Origin of the sequence: Vibrio tubiashii (assembly GCF_028551255.1) — a bacterium.
Taxonomy (GTDB): Bacteria; Pseudomonadota; Gammaproteobacteria; order Enterobacterales; family Vibrionaceae; genus Vibrio; species Vibrio tubiashii_B.
In genome coordinates this window covers 2,618,081-2,633,629 of record NZ_CP117029.1, presented here as the reverse complement: position 1 = coordinate 2,633,629, position 15,549 = coordinate 2,618,081, and the positions used below count along the sequence as shown (strand labels likewise).

15 protein-coding genes are annotated in these 15,549 nt (G+C 45.5%); 12 read left to right on the top strand and 3 right to left on the bottom strand.

The window, feature by feature from the left end; translation table 11 throughout:
- The first annotated feature begins 4 nt into the window (after positions 1-4).
- The 4 genes from cpdA to parC all read left to right on the top strand — a co-directional run bounded on the left by cpdA (position 5) and on the right by parC (position 5,809).
- On the top strand, positions 5-826 hold the full coding sequence (gene cpdA / locus LYZ37_RS12095; RefSeq protein ID WP_272785639.1) for a 3',5'-cyclic-AMP phosphodiesterase: 822 nt from the start codon (positions 5-7) through the stop codon (positions 824-826).
- A 9-nt stretch (positions 827-835) separates the two neighbouring features.
- On the top strand, positions 836-1,417 hold the full coding sequence (gene yqiA, locus LYZ37_RS12090) for an esterase YqiA (protein WP_272785638.1): 582 nt from the start codon (positions 836-838) through the stop codon (positions 1,415-1,417).
- 225 nt (positions 1,418-1,642) lie between these two features.
- A complete protein-coding gene (parE, locus tag LYZ37_RS12085) occupies positions 1,643-3,523 on the top strand; it encodes a DNA topoisomerase IV subunit B (RefSeq protein ID WP_004744978.1) in 1,881 nt (626 codons plus the stop codon).
- A gap of 3 nt (positions 3,524-3,526) precedes the next feature.
- The gene (gene parC / locus LYZ37_RS12080) at positions 3,527-5,809 is read left to right on the top strand and encodes a DNA topoisomerase IV subunit A (protein WP_004744977.1); all 2,283 of its coding nucleotides are present in this window, start codon (positions 3,527-3,529) and stop codon (positions 5,807-5,809) included.
- Positions 5,810-5,862: 53 nt separating this feature from the next.
- Here the strand turns inward: parC and degS are convergent, their stop codons facing one another.
- The 3 genes from degS to zapG form a co-directional block, all read right to left on the bottom strand.
- On the bottom strand, positions 5,863-6,927 hold the full coding sequence (degS, locus tag LYZ37_RS12075; RefSeq protein WP_171323085.1) for an outer membrane-stress sensor serine endopeptidase DegS: 1,065 nt from the start codon (positions 6,925-6,927) through the stop codon (positions 5,863-5,865).
- Between the two features lie 128 nt (positions 6,928-7,055).
- On the bottom strand, positions 7,056-8,423 hold the full coding sequence (locus LYZ37_RS12070; RefSeq protein ID WP_272785637.1) for a DegQ family serine endoprotease: 1,368 nt from the start codon (positions 8,421-8,423) through the stop codon (positions 7,056-7,058).
- Positions 8,424-8,546: 123 nt separating this feature from the next.
- A complete protein-coding gene (gene zapG, locus LYZ37_RS12065; protein ID WP_272785636.1) occupies positions 8,547-9,005 on the bottom strand; it encodes a Z-ring associated protein ZapG in 459 nt (152 codons plus the stop codon).
- Positions 9,006-9,157: 152 nt separating this feature from the next.
- Here zapG and zapE point away from each other — a divergent pair, with 152 nt between their 5' ends.
- The 8 genes from zapE (at position 9,158) to sspB (ending at position 15,509) form a co-directional block, all read left to right on the top strand.
- Entirely contained in the window at positions 9,158-10,264 is a 1,107-nt protein-coding gene (zapE, locus tag LYZ37_RS12060) for a cell division protein ZapE (RefSeq protein ID WP_272785635.1), read from the top strand.
- 245 nt (positions 10,265-10,509) lie between these two features.
- Positions 10,510-10,938 (top strand): 50S ribosomal protein L13, encoded by a 429-nt coding sequence (gene rplM / locus LYZ37_RS12055; RefSeq protein ID WP_004744972.1) that lies wholly within the window; start codon positions 10,510-10,512, stop codon positions 10,936-10,938.
- 16 nt (positions 10,939-10,954) lie between these two features.
- A complete protein-coding gene (gene rpsI / locus LYZ37_RS12050) occupies positions 10,955-11,347 on the top strand; it encodes a 30S ribosomal protein S9 (RefSeq protein WP_004415472.1) in 393 nt (130 codons plus the stop codon).
- Positions 11,348-11,677: 330 nt separating this feature from the next.
- Complete coding sequence (petA, locus tag LYZ37_RS12045; protein WP_004744971.1) at positions 11,678-12,271, top strand: ubiquinol-cytochrome c reductase iron-sulfur subunit; 594 nt, start codon at positions 11,678-11,680, stop codon at positions 12,269-12,271.
- A complete protein-coding gene (locus LYZ37_RS12040) occupies positions 12,271-13,536 on the top strand; it encodes a cytochrome b (protein ID WP_004744970.1) in 1,266 nt (421 codons plus the stop codon). Before petA ends, LYZ37_RS12040 begins: the two co-directional genes overlap by 1 nt.
- Positions 13,533-14,270 carry a cytochrome c1 gene (locus LYZ37_RS12035; RefSeq protein WP_272785634.1) on the top strand — a complete coding sequence of 246 codons (738 nt, stop codon included), beginning with the start codon at positions 13,533-13,535 and terminating at the stop codon, positions 14,268-14,270. Before LYZ37_RS12040 ends, LYZ37_RS12035 begins: the two co-directional genes overlap by 4 nt.
- A gap of 97 nt (positions 14,271-14,367) precedes the next feature.
- Positions 14,368-15,003, top strand: a complete 636-nt coding sequence (gene sspA / locus LYZ37_RS12030; RefSeq protein ID WP_004744968.1) for a stringent starvation protein SspA — start codon at positions 14,368-14,370, stop codon at positions 15,001-15,003.
- 11 nt (positions 15,004-15,014) lie between these two features.
- Positions 15,015-15,509 (top strand): ClpXP protease specificity-enhancing factor, encoded by a 495-nt coding sequence (gene sspB, locus LYZ37_RS12025; RefSeq protein ID WP_004749088.1) that lies wholly within the window; start codon positions 15,015-15,017, stop codon positions 15,507-15,509.
- The last annotated feature ends 40 nt before the right edge of the window (positions 15,510-15,549 follow it).

The following is a 15,549-nucleotide window of genomic DNA, read 5'->3' as shown; positions in this document are numbered from 1 at the left end:
TGTTTTGAAAGTAACGTCAAGTTCATCAAATAGCGACAGTATTAAGCTACTTCAGATTACTGACACTCATTTGTTTGAGCCAGTGGATGGTAGTCTGCTCAGCGTAAATACATTAGACAGTTTTAATGCTGTGGTAGCGGCGATCGTCGAAGAAAATCAAAGCTTTGATGCGGTTATTTCGACCGGAGATATCTCTCAGGATCACACTGCTGAGTCATACCAGCGTTTTGAGCAAGGCATTGCTCCGCTGAAGAACACCTGTTTCTGGTTACCGGGCAATCATGACTTTAAACCAAGCATGAACTCGGTATTGCCATCGACTCAAATTAAACAAGTTGAGCATGTTTTACTTGGTGAACATTGGCAAATGGTACTGCTAGACTCGCAAGTCGTTGGTGTGCCGCATGGGCGCCTAAGTGATCAACAGCTCGCTCTGCTTGAAGATAAACTTTCTCAATATCCACAAAGACATACCTTGGTACTGCTTCATCACCATCCAATCTTGGTAGGCAGTCGCTGGTTAGATCAGCACACACTAAAAGATGCTCATCATTTCTGGGAGGTGGTTGAAAAGCACAGCAACGTTAAGGCGGTACTGTGTGGCCACGTTCATCAAGATATGAATGTGTTGTATCAGGGAGTACGTGTTATGGCGACCCCTTCAACATGTGTGCAGTTCAAGCCAAATAGCGATGATTTTGCTCTGGATACGCTTTCCCCTGGTTGGAGAGAGCTAGAGCTGCATAATGATGGCCAGTTAACCACGCAAGTCAAACGTCTGCCTTATGGCAGTTTTCAACCGGATTTTAACTCAGCGGGTTATTAAGGGAGCGCAATGAAGCCGTCATTACTACTTTATATTCATGGTTTTAACAGCTCACCTTTATCGCATAAAGCCAATGTGATGAAGGAGTATTGCCTAGAAAATCGACCTGATATTAAATTAGTGACGCCGCGTTTACCTTGCTTTCCACAGCAAGCTGCCCAGCACCTACTCGATATTGTTAACCAGTATAAAGATGACTATACCATTGGCTTGGTTGGCAGTTCTTTAGGCGGTTACATGTCAATGTGGCTCAATGCACAGTTTGGCTTTAAGGCCGTGGTGGTGAACCCCGCGGTGAAGCCCTATGAACTGCTTGCCGACTACTTAGGTGAGCAAGAAAACCCATACACCAAAGAGCGCTATGTGCTTGAGGCGAAACACATCGAAGAGTTAAAAACACTTGATACGCCCAAAATAGCCACACCGTCTGATTTTTGGTTGTTGCAACAAACCGAAGATGAAGTGTTAGATTATAAGCAAGCGGTTGAGCACTTTTGTGGGGCGAAACAGAACGTCGAACAGGGCGGTGATCATAGCTTTGTTGATTTCGAACGCTATCCTGCTCAAATCATAGAATTCTTACAACTCTGACCCTCATTGAGGGAAGAGTCATAATTTTGCTTGTTACTTAGTTATCTCTCTTGACATAATTGGGTCTGTTCCAGACTATGTCTCACCAGTACTTGTGTGGGTTTGACGCAATTAGATAGTGGCCGCGTGGACGACTGCCAACAGTCACTGCCTCCATTGTGAGCCAACGCCTTATCCATCACCCAACAAGTAACCTTTTTATTCTTTATAACGATATTCCGTATTATGACTGAACAATATAATGCTGGAGCCATTGAGGTTCTTAATGGTTTGGAGCCAGTACGTCGCCGACCAGGGATGTATACGGATACAGCGCGCCCAAACCATTTGGGCCAAGAAGTCATCGATAACAGTGTCGATGAAGCGCTCGCCGGACACGCTTCAAAGGTTCAAGTAATTTTGCATGCTGACCAATCACTCGAAGTGATCGATGATGGTCGTGGTATGCCTGTAGACATCCACCCAGAAGAGAAAGTCTCTGGTGTGGAGCTTATTCTATGTAAGCTTCACGCAGGGGGTAAGTTCTCGAATAAAAACTATCAGTTCTCTGGTGGCTTACACGGGGTAGGTATCTCGGTGGTAAACGCCCTGTCTAAGCGTGTCGAAGTGACGGTACGTCGTGATGGTCAAGTGTACGAAATTGCATTTGAACACGGCGATAAAGTGTCAGACTTAACGGTTACCGGGACATGCGGCCGCCGCAATAAAGGCACCAGTGTTCATTTCTGGCCTGAGGCGAAGTATTTTGACTCGGCAAACTTCTCGGTTACTCGTTTAGTTAATAACCTACGCGCGAAAGCTGTCCTTTGTCCGGGCTTAGAAATTACCTTTACTGATAAAGTAAATGGCAATGACTATAAATGGCTGTATGAAGACGGTTTAAAAGATTACCTAGCGGAAGGCGTTAAAGGTTATACCGTTCTCCCTGAAGAACCATTTACGGGCGAATTCTCGGCGGAAACCGAAGCGGCTAACTGGGCGGTTATCTGGCAGCCAGAAGGCGGTGAGATGATCACCGAAAGCTACGTTAACCTGATCCCAACCGCGCAAGGTGGTACCCACGTTAATGGTCTGCGCCAAGGTTTGCTTGATGCGATGCGAGAGTTCTGTGAATTCCGCAACCTGCTGCCACGTGGTGTTAAGTTAACCGGTGACGATGTCTTCGACCGCTGTTCTTACGTTTTATCGGTTAAGATGCAAGACCCTCAGTTTGCTGGTCAGACGAAAGAGCGTTTGTCTTCTCGCCAAACCGCTGCTTTTGTTTCTGGTGTGGTTAAAGATGCCTTCAGTCTTTGGCTAAATGAAAAACCACAATTAGCAGAGCAACTGGCTGAAGTGTGTATTGCAAACGCACACCGCCGAATGCGCGCAAGCAAAAAGGTGGTGCGTAAAAAAGTGGCTTCAGGCCCAGCTCTACCAGGCAAACTGACGGACTGTTCTGTTCAAGACTTAAACCGCACTGAAATCTTCTTCGTCGAGGGTGACTCGGCGGGTGGCTCAGCCAAGCAGGCTCGTGACCGTGAGTTCCAAGCGGTAATGCCACTGCGCGGTAAGATCCTTAATACTTGGGAAGTCTCTCCTGATCAGGTGCTCGCCTCTCAAGAAGTCCATGATATCTCAGTGGCACTAGGTATTGACCCAGATAGCGAGAATCTTGAAGGCCTTCGCTACGGTAAGATCTGTATCCTTGCCGATGCGGACTCGGATGGTCTGCATATCGCAACGCTACTTTGTGCGCTATTTACGCGTCACTTCCGCTCTCTGGTGGAAGCGGGTCATATCTATGTCGCTATGCCTCCTCTCTACCGTATCGACTGCGGTAAGGAAGTATTCTATGCCCTTGATGACGATGAGAAGGAGGGCATTTTAGAGCGTTTATCGAAGAAGAAAGCAAAAATCAACGTACAGCGATTCAAAGGTTTGGGTGAGATGAACCCACTGCAACTTCGCGAAACGACGATGGATCCAAATACTCGTCGCTTAGTTCAGCTAACCATTGATGACAACCAAGCGACCATGGAAATGATGGATATGCTGCTTGGTAAGAAGCGTGCTGATGATCGTCGCTCTTGGTTACAAAACAACGGCGACATGGCAGAGGTTTAACGGATGTCTACTGAAATTACATTTGATGGCGTTGAACAGTTGCCAATGCGCAAGTTCACCGAAGACGCTTATCTTAACTATTCGATGTACGTCATTATGGACCGTGCGTTGCCATATATTGGTGACGGTTTAAAACCGGTTCAGCGTCGTATTATCTACGCGATGTCGGAGCTTGGTCTTTCGGCAGCGGCAAAATACAAAAAATCGGCACGTACTGTTGGTGACGTGTTAGGTAAGTACCACCCGCATGGGGACTCGGCTTGTTACGAAGCAATGGTATTGATGGCTCAGCCATTTTCTTACCGTTATCCACTCGTAGATGGTCAAGGAAACTGGGGTGCGCCTGATGATCCTAAATCATTCGCGGCAATGCGTTATACTGAAGCAAAACTCTCTAAGTTTGCCGAAGTTTTGCTTGGCGAACTAGGTCAAGGTACCGTAGAGTGGCAGCCTAACTTTGACGGCACGATGAAAGAGCCGCAAATGTTACCAGCGCGTTTACCTCATATCTTGCTTAATGGTGTGACAGGTATCGCGGTAGGTATGGCAACGGATATCCCACCACACAACGTACGTGAAGTGGCAGAAGCAACGATTCATCTGATCGATAATCCAAAGTCTGAACTTGCGGATGTAATGAACTTTGTTCAAGGGCCAGATTACCCAACCGAAGCAGAGATCATTTCGCCTAAAGCCGATTTAGAGAAGATTTATCGTACTGGCCGTGGCAGCATTAAAATGCGTGCTGTATGGCACAAAGAAGGTTCAGAGATCGTCATTACCGCTCTGCCACACCAAGTGTCTGGCGCTAAGCTGCTAGAGCAAATCGCTAACCAAATGCGCGCTAAAAAGCTGCCTATGGTTGACGATCTGCGTGATGAATCCGATCACGAGAACCCAACTCGTATCGTTGTTGTACCGCGCTCAAACCGCGTTGACTGTGACCAGTTGATGAATCATCTATTTGCCTCGACCGATCTTGAAAAGAACTTCCGTGTAAACCTAAACATGATTGGTTTGGACAATCGTCCTCAGGTCAAAGGACTCGTTCAAATTCTCTCTGAATGGATCGAATTCCGCCGTGCAACTGTACGACGTCGTTTGCAACACCGTTTAGATAAGGTTATGGCTCGCTTGCACATCTTGGAAGGTTTGTTGGTTGCATACCTTAACCTTGATGAGGTGATTGAGATCATTCGTACTGAAGACGATCCTAAAGCGGTGCTTATGGAACGTTTTGGTATTACCGATATTCAAGCTGATGCGATTCTCGATACCAAACTTCGCCACTTAGCGAAATTGGAAGAGATGAAGATTCGCGGTGAGCAGGATGAGTTAGAGAAAGAGCGTGAAAAGCTAGAGCAACTATTAGGCTCCGAGCGTCGTCTTAATACTCTTCTGAAGAAAGAAATCAAAGCGGATGCTGACAAATACGGAGATGATCGCCGTTCACCAATGGTTGAGCGTGCAGAAGCTAAGGCGCTAACAGAGCGTGACTTAGTTCCTAGCGAACCTATCACTGTTGTGCTTTCTGAGAAAGGTTGGATTCGTCATGCTAAAGGGCATGAGGTTGATGCTGATGGCTTGAACTATAAGTCAGGCGATAAATACCTTGCCCATGCTCGTGGTAAGAGCAATCAGCAAGCTGTATTCCTTGGCAGTGATGGCCGCAGCTACTCGTTAGAGTCGCACTCATTACCCTCTGCACGTAGCCAAGGTGAACCAATTACAGGCCGCTTGAACATTAGCGCAGGCACTAATATTCGCCATGTTGTTATGGGTGAAGAAGAGCAATTGTGGCTAGTTGGTTCTGACGCGGGTTATGGTTTCGTTTGTAAGGGAAGTGACTTACTGTCGAAAAACCGCAGTGGTAAAGCTCTGGTGACACTGCCGCAGAACTCTGAAGTGCTTTCACCACAAACAGTGGGCAATTTAGATGCAGATGAAATCTTAGCGATTACTAACCAAGGTCGTATGTTGCTGTTCCCAATCAAGGATCTGCCGCAGCTTGGTAAAGGTAAGGGTAATAAGATCATCAACATTCCAGCGGCGAAAGCGAAAGAGCGTGAAGAGCTTGTTTCTCACCTCATTGCATTGCCTCAAGGAAGCTCGGTAACTCTGTATGCGGGTAAACGTAAGCTTGGTCTTAAACCTGCTGACCTAGAGAACTTCCGCGGAGAGCGTGGACGTCGAGGCGGCTTGTTACCTAGAGGTCTTCAGCGCGTAACTCGTATTGAGGTGGAGTCTGGTTCAACCCCAGAGCCGGAAAACGAAGCGTCTGAATAGAACAAAAAAACCCATGCCTAGCATGGGTTTTTTATTGTTCATCGTATTAAAGATTATTCGCGTGTATCTTCTTCAATGGTGACTTTAAGGATTTTTTCGACTCCTTTACGCAGTACTAGCACATCAACCGTTGTACCTGGTCTTAACTCGGTCACTATGTCCATCACGCTTTGACGACCATTGATCTTCTGACCATCAATTTTCAAGATAATGTCTTGAGCTTCAAATCCAGCATCTGCCGCAGGGCCGTTGGGATCAATACCTAATACTACAATACCACCGAGATGTTCGTTACCTAATAGTCGTGAGGTAACGGAGTTAATGTCTTGTCCATCAATTCCGATATAGCCGCGAATCACTCGACCATCGGCAATGATTTTCTGCATGATTTTATTAGCAAGTGCGTATGGAATGGCAAACGAAATACCGTAAGTTTCCAGCTCAGTGGCTTGTTGGAATGATGCAGTGTTAATTCCGACTAGCTCGCCACGCGTATTGACCAAGGCGCCACCAGAATTACCTTCATTGATTGCGGCATCGGTTTGGATAAACGCTTGGTGACCATCGGCACTGATGGAGGAGCGGCCAGTGGCAGAGATAATACCGAAAGTGGTGGTTTGACCAAGGTTGTACGGGTTACCAATTGCCAGAACAATATCACCGACTTTCGGCGAGTATTCAGGATTAAGTGGAATAACAGGTAAGTTATCGCCTTCAACCCTCAGAATGGCGATATCGGTTCTACGGTCTTTACCAACTAATTGAGCGGCAGCCACTCGGCCATCTTGCAGCGCAACGATAATTTGATCGGCCTGTGCAACGACATGGTAGTTGGTAATGATATAGCCTTTATCACTGACGATGACACCAGAGCCTAGCCCTTGGGTAAGCAGTTTGGAACGATCGCTCTCTTGGTACTTACGGCTATAAATATTCACCACAGCAGGAGCGGCTTTTCGAACGGCTTGATTGAATGACACCTGAACCTGTGAATAGTCAGTTACAGTGGATTGATTGGTTTGAGGAAGGATGTTGGACCGCAAAGACGGTACAGCGATTAATAACAGAGCAGCAGTTGCTAAGCCTAAGCCAATAGAACGCAACAAAAATTGCAGCATGCTTTCCTCGTCAAGGTCATAAAATGGATAAGTTGGTGAAGAATAGCACTAGATGAGAAAATAACAAAAGGACAGCGGGTACTACCGCTGCCCTTTCAAGCCAATATCGCGTTTTTTATCAATGGTGTTTATCGAATAACAAGATAGATACTACGCTCTCCTCGTTGGATATTGAGCGCAAGTACTCCTGATTGCTTCTCTACCACTTTTCTAAACTCAGCAAGGTTTTTCACTCGTTGACGGTTAACGCCAATAATGATGTCATCTTTTTGCAGCTGATAAGCTTCAGCATTAGAGCCTTTTTCTACTGAGGTGACTTTAACACCTTGTACAGAGTCGCTTGCATTGGTGTTGGTTAGCTGCGCACCAGATAAGCCTTCATGTAACTTATCAGCAGTCGTCTTGATGTTAGTCTGTTCACCTAAGGTGACATCGAATGATTTCTTCTTACCGTCGCGCACGACGCCGAGAGAGACCTCTTTACCCGCACCTAAGGTAGCGACTTTAGCTCTTAACTCACTAAATGAATTAATTGCTTTGCCGTTGACAGAAACAATGACATCGCCTGCTTCAAGACCTGCTTTATCCGCTGCACTGTCAGGCACGACTTGGCTAACAAAAGCACCTTTGCTCGATTCGTACCCTAGGGCCTCGGCTAATTCAGAGGTGATTTCGCCACCTTGTACGCCAAGCATGCCGCGCTTAACTTCTCCAAACTCTAGGATTTGCGCGGTCAAATTGGTCATCATGTTGGATGGGATCGCAAAGCCGATACCCACGTTTCCGCCGTTAGGGCCTAAGATGGCGGTGTTAATACCAATCAGTTCACCATTTAGGTTAACCAGTGCGCCACCAGAATTGCCGCTGTTGATCGCTGCGTCGGTTTGGATGAAGTTTTCAAAGTTCTCTAGGTTTAGACCACTACGACCTAGCGCAGACACAATCCCCGAAGTTACGGTTTGTCCTAGACCAAATGGGTTACCAATGGCTACGGTGAAATCACCGACGCGCAACTTGTCTGAGTCAGCGATCTTAATTTCGGTCAGGTTCTTCGCTTCTTCTAGCTTGAGCAGTGCCACGTCTGACATCTGGTCGCCGCCGACGAGTTCAGCATCGTACTCGCGACCATCTCGAAGTTTAACGCGGATTTTCTCTGCGCCGTTGATGACGTGATAGTTAGTGACGATGTGGCCTTTCTTGGCGTCAATAATGACACCCGAGCCTAACCCACGGAATGGGCGTTCTTGGAGCTGTTCGGTTGGGAAATCAGGTCCAAAGAAAAAACGGAACTGATCAGGAATTTGTTGTTTGGATACTTGGGTGCCTTCCACTGAGATACTGACGACAGCAGGGGTCACTTTTTCAAGCATCGGAGCCAAGCTTGGTAACTGTTCGCCATCAACCGTAAACGGCAAAGCGGCCGTAGCCTGCATTGGTGTGATGATTGAACTTAGGCTTAATGACAGGACGGTTAAAGCAAGCAAAGGTTTTTTCATCGGATACTCCTAGTTGGTTAAGGACCTAATACTGACATTTGTGCGAAAAATCAGATTTCAATGGTCACTTGTAGGAGTTATGACTTAAAAACCTTTGCAAAGTTCATCAAAGATAGATTTCAATTATGACGCTTTAGCTGAAACAACGTCTTGAGAATCTAAAATTTCTTTCTTCTGCTCTTTTAATAAACCCGTTGAACCTGACGCATAATCTTTAGGTGCTTCGCTTAACGGTTGAATATCAACATCGTTATTTTCAACTGATTCTGAATCAGACTGCTGAGCGATCTTCTTCACGAATGGGTTATCTTGCTCGGGAATGTTTGGTAAAAGCTCTGAAGACGTCTTCGCCATATGTTGATACAGCTTAGTGTACTCTTTACCTAGTGAATCCAACATTTCCGCTGTTTGTGCAAAGTGATCTGCAAGATCTTGTTTTTGCTGCTCTAATTCAAATTTTGCGTTGTCGAGATCTTTTTGAACGCTCTTTTGCTTCTTGTATCCTGGTGTTGTCAGGCGAGAAATCACAACACCCAAAACCATACCAACAAGCAAACCTACGAGGGCATAAATCCAAGGCATAATTGCTCCTTATCATTGTTATTTAACATGTTTTTTACTGGTTAGTTACACATGTTCAAATGACATGGTACTATGAGAACTTAAGCCAATAAAGAAAAATGCATGTGCTCTACATAGCAGTTTGACAGTCTTCTTGAGTAGGTAAAGAAGCAATGACGCCATTAGAAATCTATAACAACGATATAAAACAACATGGTTTTCAAAAGGATGCCGCACAGCTTCAAGCGGTTACAGCCTTAGATAATCTCTACCATGAATTCATCGACTACGTTAACACGCCGGTAGAAAAGCCGAGTGGATGGAAAACTTGGTTTAGTAAAAAAGCGCCTGAGCTACCTCAAGCGCCCCAAGGGATCTATTTTTGGGGTGGAGTAGGGCGTGGTAAAACCTATCTGGTTGATACCTTCTTTGAGGCTCTACCGACAGAAAAGAAAATGCGCGTCCATTTTCACCGCTTTATGTATCGTGTCCACGATGAATTAAATGCATTAGGTGATGTGAATGACCCACTAGAGTTGGTGGCTGACAAATTTAAGTCTGAGGCTGAGATCATATGCTTCGATGAGTTTTTTGTTTCCGACATTACCGATGCCATGATTCTGGGCACTCTGTTCCAAGCTCTGTTTAAACGTGGTGTTATCTTAGTTGCGACCTCGAATATTCCACCGCAAGATTTGTATCGCAATGGATTGCAACGTGCTCGTTTTCTTCCTGCGATTGAATTGATCGAGAAAAACTGCCGCGTGTTGAATGTTGATAGTGGGATTGACTACCGCTTGAGAACTCTAGAACAAGCCGAGATCTACCACTCTCCGCTAGATGCGCAAGCCGATAAAAACCTGCGCCACTATTATGAACAGCTCGTTGGAGAAGGGAAGAAAGGGGCTCAGAGTATCGAAATCAACCATCGAGAGATTGATGTTATTCAAGCTTCTGAAGATGTGTTACATGCTAGCTTTGCACAGCTATGCCAATCTGCGCGCAGCCAAAATGACTACATAGAGATGTCGCGCATCTACCACACCGTACTGCTGGCGGATGTTCAAATTATGGATCGCACCATAGATGACGCTGCCAGACGTTTCATTGCTTTGGTCGATGAGTTCTATGAACGTCATGTCAAACTAATTATATCTGCGGAAGTGCCTTTGGAAGCGCTTTATGCGGGTGGTCAATTGGAGTTTGAATTTAAACGCTGTCAGTCGCGTTTGATTGAAATGCAAAGCCATGATTACTTGGCGAAAGAACATTTAGCATAGCTGGCGCAAGCGAACTGTGCTCAATTGAAAAAAAATGAAATTTTCACGCGAAAAGAGGTGATTTTTTCTACTGACTTCTCTATAATCCTGCGACCCACCGTTACTGCAGACCTTATTATCGAAGGTATTTCGACATAACGGGTCGAGAGTGCCAATCACTCGAAGGGGTGTTAACTGGACTCTTAGTCAGTGGGAGCGAAAGCTCCTTAAGTGTAAATTTAATTATTGAACGGGTTATTATTAGCATGAAAACTTTCGTTGCTAAACCAGAAACTGTAAAACGCGACTGGTACGTTGTAGACGCTGAAGGTAAAACTCTTGGCCGTCTAGCAAGTGAAATTGCATCTCGCCTACGTGGCAAACACAAAGCTGAATACACTCCACACTGTGACACTGGTGATTACATCATCGTTGTTAACGCGGAGAAAGTTACTGTAACTGGTAACAAGGCTAAAGGTAAGATTTACTACCGTCACACTGAATTCCCTGGCGGCCTAAAATCAATCAGCTTCGAGAAGCTAATTGATCGCAAGCCAGAGATGGCTCTTGAGCTAGCAGTTAAAGGTATGCTACCACGTGGTCCTCTTGGCCGTGCTATGTACCGTAAGCTGAAAGTTTACGCTGGCGCTGAGCACAACCATGTTGCTCAACAACCTCAAGTACTAGACATCTAATCGGGGATTTCGAACAATGGCAGATAATCAATACTACGGTACTGGCCGTCGCAAAAGCTCAGCTGCACGTGTTTTTGTTAAACCAGGCAGCGGCAACATCGTAATCAACAAGCGTAGCCTTGATGAGTACTTCGGTCGTCCAACTTCTCGCATGGTTGTTAAACAGCCTCTAGAGCTAGTTGAACTAACTGAGAAACTAGACCTATACGTTACTGTTAAAGGTGGCGGTATTTCTGGTCAAGCAGGTGCTATCCGTCACGGTATCACTCGCGCTCTAATGGAATACGATGAGTCTCTACGTCCTACTCTACGTGCTGCGGGTTACGTTACTCGTGACGCTCGTTGCGTTGAACGTAAGAAAGTTGGTCTACGTAAAGCACGTCGTCGTCCACAGTTCTCTAAGCGTTAATCTTTTTTCGAAAAGATTCGCTTCCAATGTTTACATTGGAACGTGGTACCAAAAGCCTGGCTTCTCGCCAGGCTTTTTTGTTTTTGTCCGTTAAAAAAATCCTTTCCTAGCGCCACTTATCATTTGATTTCTCTTACTTATCCTCCTTTTGTGACCTCACTGGCGATTCGCTTCACAAATGTTACAAAAAGGTAGCTTTATCTTGTCAAAAAGTAGGGTTTTATTTATCATTTGCCATCAAATAAATACAACTAAATTCGTATTTTGTTAGCCATGCTCTTTAAGCGGAATAACAATAAATCCACAAGGAGCAAATGGGAGAATGTTTGGATGAGCAATGCGCCTTTAAATAACGGTCGCAGACGTTTCTTAACCGCTACAACAGCCGTTGTGGGTGGTTTAGGAGCAGCTGCTGTCGCCGTTCCTTTTATTAAATCTTGGAACCCAAGTGAAAAAGCCAAAGCTGCAGGTGCCCCTGTTGAAGTTGATATCGGTAAACTTGAAGAAGGGCAAATGGTACGTGTTGAATGGCGTGGTAAACCTGTATGGGTTGTCCGTCGTGCACAGTCTGTAGTTGAAGGATTAAAAGCTATCGATGGTCAGCTACGTGACCCATCTTCAGCAGAAGAACAACAACCAACTTATGCTCAGAATGCTTATCGCTCAATCAAGCCAGAGTATTTTGTTGCGGTAGGTATCTGTACACACCTTGGTTGTTCTCCAACGTATTTACCTGACAGTTTTAATGAGCAAGTTCAGGGTGTTAAATCAGGTTTCTTCTGTCCGTGTCACGGCTCTAAGTTCGACATGGCAGGTCGTGTTTTCCAAGGCGTACCAGCGCCATTAAACCTAGTTGTTCCAAAACACCAATACTTAAGTGATACCAAGATTATTATCGGTGTTGACGAAGAAGGGGAGGCATAATGCAAGCTCTACTTGATTGGGTAGAAAAACGCATACCCGCAATGAATGCGTACAAGAAGCACCTTTCTGAGTACCCGATGCCAAAGAACTTTAACTTCTGGTATCTATTTGGCTCGCTAGCGATGCTTGTCTTGGTTAACCAAATCCTAACCGGTATCTGGTTAACAATGAACTACGTTCCTTCTGGTGACGGAGCTTTTGCCTCAATCGAATACATCATGCGTGATGTTGAATACGGTTGGTTGCTGCGTTATATGCACTCTACAGGTGCGTCAGCCTTCTTCGTTGTTGTCTACCTGCACATGTTCCGCGGTCTTATCTACGGTTCATATCAGAAGCCTCGTGAGCTACTGTGGATCTTCGGTATGCTTATCTTCCTAGTGCTGATGGCAGAAGCGTTCATGGGCTACTTGCTTCCTTGGGGACAGATGTCTTACTGGGGTGCACAGGTAATCATTTCTCTATTTGGTGCGATTCCTGTTATTGGTGATGACCTAACGCTATGGATTCGTGGTGACTACGTTATCTCTGGTGCAACGCTAAACCGCTTCTTTGCACTACACGTAATTGCTCTGCCTATCGTTCTATTACTGCTAATCGTTCTTCACGTACTAGCACTGCACGAAGTAGGTTCAAACAACCCTGATGGTATCGAAACTAAGCTACCTAAAGGTACTATGGGCGATGACTACAAGACTCAGTTCCCATTCCATAACGATTACACTAAGAAATACGACATCATCGATTCTATTCCTTTCCACCCGTACGGGACTGTGAAAGATATGGTTGGTGTAGCCGGTTTCCTATTCTTCTTCTGTTATGTGCTGTTCTTCAACCCAGAGATGGGCGGTTACTTCCTTGAGCCACCTAACTTTGAAGCAGCAAACCCACTGAAAACACCTGAGCACATTGCTCCTGTATGGTACTTCACTCCGTTCTACGCGATTCTACGTGCGGTTCCGGATAAGCTACTAGGTGTTATCGCGATGGGTGCATCGATTGCGGTTCTATTTGTACTACCTTGGTTAGACCGTTGTCGTGTACGTTCTTACCGCTACCGCAGTAAGTTCCATTTATTCAATATCATCCAGTTCACGATCAGCTTTATCGCGTTGGGTATTCTTGGTGCGCTACCAGCAACACCAACATACACGCTATTAGCTCAGATCTTCAGCTTAGCTTACTTCATGTTCTTCGTACTGCTGTACTTCTACAGTAAGAACGAAGCGACTAAGCCACTACCAGAAAGGGTGACATTCAAATGAAAAAATGGATTGTAATTTTATTTGCAATGCTGCCTTCATTGGCGATGGCAGCGGGTGCGAACGTACCACTTGATAAAGCAAACAATGATCTGAGTGACCAAGCTTCACTGCAAAACGGTGCGAAACTGTTTATGAACTACTGTTTCGGCTGTCACTCAGCTCAATACCAACGTTATGAGCGTGTCGCTCGTGACATTGGTATCCCAGTTGAACTGCTTAAAGAAAATCTAATCTTTGACCCAGAAGCGAAAGTGGGTGACTTGATGGAAAACTCGATTCCTGAGAAGTCAGCAGCGAAATGGTTTGGTGCTCCACCGCCAGATCTAACACTGGTTGCTCGTGTTCGTGGTACGGATTGGCTATACACATACCTACGTTCATTCTATGAGGACCCAAGCCGTCCGTTTGGCGTTAACAACATTGTTTTCCCAAGCGTTGGTATGCCTCATGTACTAGAAGAGCTGCAAGGCATTCCTAAGCCAGTTTTTGAAACTCATGTCGTAGATGACAAAGAAGTGACAAAAGTGGTTGGCATTGAAGCTGATGGTACCGGTGAGCTAAACAATGAAGAGTACGACCAAGCAGTACGCGATTTGGTTAACTTCTTAGAGTACTCAGGTGACCCAGTGAAACTAGAGCGTCATGCGCTAGGTTGGTGGGTAATGGCTTTCCTAGTCATCTTCACGATTGTTGTTGTGCTACTGAAGAAAGAGTATTGGCGTGATGTGCACTAATTGTGCTATCATACTGTGCTAATTCCCAATTTTTGAACTTAACAATGGAGGCTTAGCCTCCATTGTTTTTATATTTGTAAGTGTGCTGGAGGGCTCCATGGCTGTAGCTGCCAATAAACGTTCTGTGATGACTCTATTTTCAAGTGCATCTGATATGTATAGCCATCAGGTACGTATTGTTCTAGCAGAGAAAGGTGTAAGCGTTGAAGTAGAACTCGTAGATGAAGCAAATCTACCTGCGGAGCTTATTGAACTTAACCCGTACAAGACAGTACCAACGTTAGTAGACCGTGAACTAGCGCTTTACGATTCAAAGATCATCATGGAATACCTAGATGAGCGTTTCCCTCATCCACCATTGATGCCAGTTTACCCAGTTGCTCGTGGTAACAGCCGTCTAATGATCTTCCGTATTGAGAAAAACTGGTACACGCTTGCTGAGAAAATCGTAAAAGGCAACGCAGAGGAAGCAGAAGCAGCACGTAACAAACTACGTAATGACCTGCTAACTCTAGGCCCAGTTTTTGCTGAGTACGAATATTTCATGAGCGAAGAGTTCAGCCTAATTGACTGTTACTTAGCACCGTTACTATGGCGTCTACCTCAACTTGGTATCGAGTTAGTAGGCCCAGGTTCTAAAGAACTAAAAGTTTACATGAACCGCGTATTTGAACGTGATTCATTCCTAGCTTCTCTAACTGAAGCTGAACGTGAAATGCGTCTAGCTCGTTAATTGGCGAGAAGATGGATATAGCAAACATGACACCACGCCGACCATACATGCTTCGTGCATTCTATGATTGGCTGGTGGATAACGATTTAACTCCACACTTGGTCGTGGCAGCAGAACTACCTGGTGTACGTGTACCTTTGGAGTTTGTTCAAGACGGTCAGATTATCCTTAATATCGCTCCGAGAGCGGTGGGTAATCTAGAGTTAGGCAACGAAGCGATTACCTTCAATGCTCGCTTTAGTGGTCGCCCTCACTCAGTGATTGTTCCTTTATATGCAGTACAAGCTATCTACGCACGTGAAAACGGCGCAGGTACGATGTTTGAGCCTGAAGAGGCTTACATGGCTGAGTACGAGGAAGAAGGCATTGAAGAGGTATCTGACGAGCCTCAACCATTGTCAGTTGCGACAGAGGTGGAGCCAGAACCAGAAACCGCAGATGCGACAGTGGGTGATGACGAGCCGCCAAGACCTAAAGGTCGACCGAGTCTTAGAGTCGTTAAATAATAAAAAAGCAGCGCCTAGCGCTGCTTTTTTGTATCTGCGA